The 5,318-nt window shown below is 61.0% G+C and carries 4 protein-coding genes; all 4 read right to left on the reverse strand.

The window, feature by feature from the left end; all coding sequences use genetic code 11:
- Window positions 1-166: 166 nt before the first annotated feature.
- Window positions 167-394, reverse strand: coding sequence for a hypothetical protein (locus ACXWUF_RS17875; RefSeq protein ID WP_458497127.1), 228 nt, complete (start codon window positions 392-394; stop codon window positions 167-169).
- Window positions 395-454: 60 nt separating this feature from the next.
- Window positions 455-2,788 carry a Tex family protein gene (locus ACXWUF_RS17880; protein WP_458497126.1) on the reverse strand — a complete coding sequence of 778 codons (2,334 nt, stop codon included), beginning with the start codon at window positions 2,786-2,788 and terminating at the stop codon, window positions 455-457.
- A gap of 196 nt (window positions 2,789-2,984) precedes the next feature.
- Entirely contained in the window at window positions 2,985-3,266 is a 282-nt protein-coding gene (locus tag ACXWUF_RS17885) for a hypothetical protein (protein WP_458497125.1), read from the reverse strand.
- Window positions 3,267-3,398: 132 nt separating this feature from the next.
- Window positions 3,399-5,318: DNA topoisomerase IV subunit A (parC, locus tag ACXWUF_RS17890; RefSeq protein ID WP_458503333.1), on the reverse strand; the 1,920-nt coding region annotated here is incomplete at its 5' end.

Here is a 5,318-nt window from a genome sequence, read left to right on the forward strand (position 1 = left end):
CAGCAAGTAAGCGCCGTCGCGCAAAACGCCACAGCCCAATGCCTTGAGCGCCCGCCAGACACGCATACGGCCGGCGGCGTTATGGGTTGGCAAACTGACGATGAGGACGAGCCAGGAGGAAAGCATATCTGTTCTTACTAAACTCAAAAGTTGAGTATTCTACAGGCTATGGCTGATGGTCGTCATCAAAAGAGAAATTTTTGACATGGGGTGTTCGGCCCGAACAAGAACCGACCGAACAGCAAGAGGGCGGATGCGCTTCGCTTATCTGCCCTACGCCTCCGTCGTCGGTTTGCAGAAAGAAGAACACCGCGCAATTGATGACGATGAGCAGCAACGTGATGACTGGCGGGCGGTTCCAGTTGACGCGGTTGCCTACGAGGATGACGAACATGGTGAAGTGCCCTGGATGGAAAAGACCGACTCGGTTTTGAAAGCCGAATCGGTCTGCGCCTTATTTACCTTTGCCGAATGCCCGCGCCAACGCATCCGCCATGGCCCCCGCCGGTTTCGGCTCTTCCTGCTTGGGCTTCCGGTTCCTGGCATCGCCGCCCTTCCCTGCCCCGCCGCCACCCGCCGGACGCGGTGCCGGAGTTCCGGCGGATTTCGCCATCGGTGCCGCATCGCTCTTCATCGACAAGGCGATACGCTTGCGCGCCACGTCCACTTCCAGCACCTTCACCTTCACCACCTCGCCCGCCTTCACAATTTCGCGGGGGTCTTTCACGAACTTGTCGGCCAGATGGGAGATATGCACCAGCCCATCCTGATGCACGCCGATGTCCACGAAGGCGCCGAAGTTGGTGACGTTGGTGACGACGCCCTCCAGGCTCATGCCCGGCTGCAAGTCCTTGATCTCGGACACGCCCTCCTTGAACGTCGCCGTCTTGAACTCGGGGCGCGGGTCGCGGCCCGGCTTCTCCAGTTCCTTCAGAATATCGGTGACGGTGGGCAGGCCGAACCGCTCGTCGGTGTAATCCGCCGCGTTGACGCCGCGCAGGAAGCCGCTGTTGCCGATCAAGGCGCGGATGTCCTGGCCGGTGCCGCTGACGATGCGTTCCACCACAGGATAGGCTTCCGGGTGGACGGCGGAGGCATCCAGCGGATTGTTGCCATTCATGATGCGGAGGAAGCCCGCCGCTTGTTCGAAGGTTTTCTCGCCCAGCCGGGGCACCTTCTTCAATTCCTCGCGGCGCTGGAACGGGCCGTTCTGGTTGCGGAATTCGACGATGTTCTGGCTGATCGTCGCCGACAGGCCGGACACGTAGCGCAGCAGCGAGGCCGAGGCGGTGTTCACGTCCACGCCCACGGCGTTCACGCAGTCTTCCACAACGGCGTCCAAGCTCTTGGCGAGTTGGGTCTGGTTCACGTCGTGCTGATACTGGCCGACGCCGATGGCCTTGGGTTCGATCTTCACCAGTTCCGCCAGCGGGTCTTGCAGGCGGCGGGCGATGGACACGGCCCCGCGCAGCGAGACATCCAAATCGGGGAATTCCTTGGCTGCCAGTTCCGACGCCGAGTACACCGACGCGCCCGCCTCCGACACCACGATCTTGGTCAGGTTGAGTTCCGGGTAGCGCTTGCTGACATCGGCGGCCAGTTGATCGGTCTCGCGGGAGGCCGTGCCGTTGCCGATGGCGATCAGGTCCACGCCGTGCTTGAGGCTCAACGCGGCCAGCACTTGGACGGATTTGTCCCACTCCTTGCGGGGAACGTGCGGGTAGATGGTGGCCGTGTCCAGCAGCTTGCCGGTCTTGTCCACCACGGCGACTTTGACGCCGGTGCGGAGGCCCGGATCAAGGCCCATGGTGGCGCGTGGACCCGCCGGGGCGGCCAGCAGCAAATCCTTGAGGTTCTGGGCGAACACCCGGATGGCCTCGTCTTCCGAGGCTTCGCGGGCGCGTTGCTTCAGGTCCAGGTCGATGCGGGTGAATAGCTTGATCTTCCAGGCGTAGCGCACCGTGTCCAGCAACCAGCGGTCGGCGGGTCGGCCCTTATCGGCGATGCCGCCGCTACGGGCGACGAGTCCCTGGCAGGATTCCTGCGCCGCTTCCTCGTCCTTGCCGGGCTTGAGGGTCAATTCCAGCACGCCCTCGTTACGCCCGCGCAGCAGGGCCAGGGCGCGGTGGGAGGGAATCTTGCTGATGGCTTCCTCGTAGTCGAAATAGTCGCGGAACTTGGCCCCGGCCTCTTCCTTACCTTCGGCGACCTTGGACACCAGGATGCCCTCGCTCCACACCTTCTCGCGGATGTCGCCCAACAGGGTGGCGTCTTCGGCGAAGCGTTCCATGAGAATCTGCCGCGCCCCTTCCAGCGCTGCCGCCGCGTCCGCCACGCCCGCCACGCCTTTCTCCTCACTGAGGTAGTTGGCGGCTTCGGCTTCGGGGTCGAGCATGGGATTGGCGAGGATGTCGAGAGCCAAGGGTTCCAGCCCCGCTTCGCGGGCGATTTGCGCCTTGGTGCGGCGCTTGGGTTTGTAGGGGAGGTAGAGGTCTTCCAGCAGGGTCTTGGTGTCGGCGGCGAGGATGGAGGCTTCCAGTTCGGGGGTCAGCTTGCCCTGTTCGCGGATGCTGTCCAGCACGGTTTTGCGGCGGTCTTCCAGTTCGCGGAGATAGGCCAGCCGGGTTTCCAGGTTGCGAAGCTGGGTGTCATCCAGCCCATCGGTGGCTTCTTTCCGGTAGCGGGCGATGAAGGGCACGGTCGCGCCCTCGTCCAGTAGGCCGACAGCGGCTTGCACCTGTTGGGCTTTGACGCCGAGTTCCTCGGCGATGCGGGCGATGATGTCCATCCAAGCATTCTCTCGTGTTTAAAATGGGGGCGGATTTTAGCAGTTATGGGGGTGGGTGTCGGTTTGGGGAATGGAATTAAGCGGGGCTGGTATCGGTTAGGCTGCTAATTAATTCGGCTAAATTCAGGCTGGGATGATTGCGGAGGCGGAATATGGGGTATCCCAGATGGCTATTATCCGGTCGGAAAAAACTTCATTACAGGTCATGCTCGAAGTAAAAGGTGTGCCGAAATTCCTGCCCAATCTTGCGGTCGGTTTCGGTATATTCGCCCAAGTTAATCGGGTTAGCGCGAATTCTCTCCGCAAGCAAGGCCCATTTTGAAACTGGCTGTTCCTCAATGGATTTTTCCTCGCCTGCATTTACTTCGTCTTTCCCACGCAAAGTGGCCTGAATCATTTCCGCCACAAAACGGCTAGGGTCGGTTTGACGCAGTAGAAACTGACCCAACTCGTCGGGCAAATTTAATGTGATTTGCATGGCAACACCCGCCTATTAAAGAATCACGGGACGCCGGAGTCCTTCGACTCCGCTCAGGACAGGCGTCCCACATGGCATTCCCACGCAGAGCGTGGGAACGATTAATAAAGTAGCCATTTTCCCCGGCAACAACTACCCAACCACATCAATCCTCTCCACCCGCTGAAACCCCCTCGGCAAATGATTCCCCCGCCGCCCGCGATTCCCCTGGTAATTCGCCAAATCGGACGGCGAAAGATTAATAAACCGCTTGCCGCAATGCAGCTTCAACCCGGTGCCCGAAGGCAGCGCGGTCATGGCGATAATGCCATCCTGCCGCCCCGCCAAATCCTCCGCGAGAATCTGAATCAGCTTATTGCCCTTGCCCTTATTAAGCACCGGAATCTCGCTGATCGGGAACACCAGCAGCCGCCCCTGCGCCGTGACCAAAGCCAAGCTGTCCGTGTCCGGCGCCGTCACCCGCAACGGCGGCAGGACTTCGGAATGCTCTGGGACGGTCAATAGCGCTTTGCCGGTGCGGTTCTTGGTGTGGAACTCCTTAAGCTGAGTCACGAACCCATAGCCGCCGCTGGTCGCCAGCAAATACCAATCCTCATCGGTGCCCGCCAGCACGGTTTTGAACACCACACCCGGCGGCGGACTGAGCCGCCCCGTCAGTGGCTCGCCCTGGGTACGGGCCGAGGGCAGTTCGTGGGCGGCGACGGCGTAGCTGCGGCCCGTCGAATCCAGGAAATACGCGGGCTGATTACTGCGTCCCAGCACAGCGGCCAGGAACGCATCGCCCGAACGGTACGACAGCTTGGCGGGGTCGAACTCGTGGCTTTTGGCCGCCCACACCCAGCCCTTTTGGGACAGAATCACCGTCACCGGCTCGCTGCCGATGACCGCCGTCACGTCCAAGGCTTGCGCGGCTTGCCGGGCGACGATGGGCGAGCGGCGCGGGTCGCCGTAGCGGTCGGCGTCCTGTTTCAACTCCCGCTTGATGAGATTGCTCAGCTTCTTCGGGGAAGCCAGGATGCCTTCCAGCGTCTCCCGCTCCTTCGCTAGCTCGGCCTGTTCGCCGCGAATCTTCATCTCTTCCAGTTTGGCGAGATGGCGCAGCTTGAGTTCCAGGATGGCCTCCGCCTGAATGTCGGAGAGGCCGAAGCGCTTCATCAGCACCGGCTTGGGTTCGTCCTCGCGGCGAATGATGGCGATGACCTCGTCAATATTCAGGAAGGCAATCAGCAGGCCATCGAGGATGTGCAGCCGGGCGATGATCTTGTCGAGCCGGAATTGCAGCCGCCGCCGCACGGTCTCGGTGCGGAAGCTCAGCCATTCCAGCAGGATTTCCGGGAGGTTCTTGACCTGCGGCTTGCCGTTCAGGCCAATCATGTTGAGGTTGATCCGGTAGCTCTTCTCCAGATCGGTGGTCGCGAACAAATGCGACATGACCGCGTCGGTATCGATGCGTTTGGACTTCGGTATCACGACCAGCCGGGTGGGGTTTTCATGATCCGATTCGTCTCTGAGATCCTCGATCATCGGCAGCTTTTTCGCGAGCATTTGCGCCGCGATCTGTTCCATCAGCTTGGCCCCCGACACCTGATACGGCAACGCGGTGATGACGATATTGCCGTCTTCCTGCTCGTATTTGGCGCGCATTTTAACGGAGCCACCGCCGCTCATATACATCTTCCGTATGTCATCGGCCGAACTAATGATTTCGGCGTCGGTCGGAAAATCGGGTCCCTTGACATGAGTAAAAAGCTGCTCGATCGTGCTGGCGGGCTCATCGAGCAGCTGTATGCACGCGGCCGTCACCTCCTTGAGGTTATGCGGCGGAATGTCGGTCGCCATGCCCACGGCGATGCCGGTGGTGCCGTTCAGCAACACGTTGGGCAACCGGGCCGGAAGCAATTCCGGCTCTTTCAGAGTGCCGTCGAAATTGTCTGTCCATTCGACCGTGCCCTGCCCCAGCTCGCTCAGCAAGGTCTGGGCGTAAGCGGTAAGGCGCGACTCGGTATAGCGCATCGCGGCGAATGATTTGGGATCGTCGGGCGAGCCCCAGTT

Source organism: Methylomagnum sp., assembly GCF_054333355.1.

Coding starts and splice junctions, on each gene's coding strand:
- ACXWUF_RS17880 (WP_458497126.1), bottom strand. CDS start 2,788: ATGGACATCATCGCCCGCATCGCCGAGGAACTCGGCGTCAAAGCCCAA.
- ACXWUF_RS17875 (WP_458497127.1), bottom strand. CDS start 394: ATGTTCGTCATCCTCGTAGGCAACCGCGTCAACTGGAACCGCCCGCCA.
- ACXWUF_RS17885 (WP_458497125.1), bottom strand. CDS start 3,266: ATGCAAATCACATTAAATTTGCCCGACGAGTTGGGTCAGTTTCTACTG.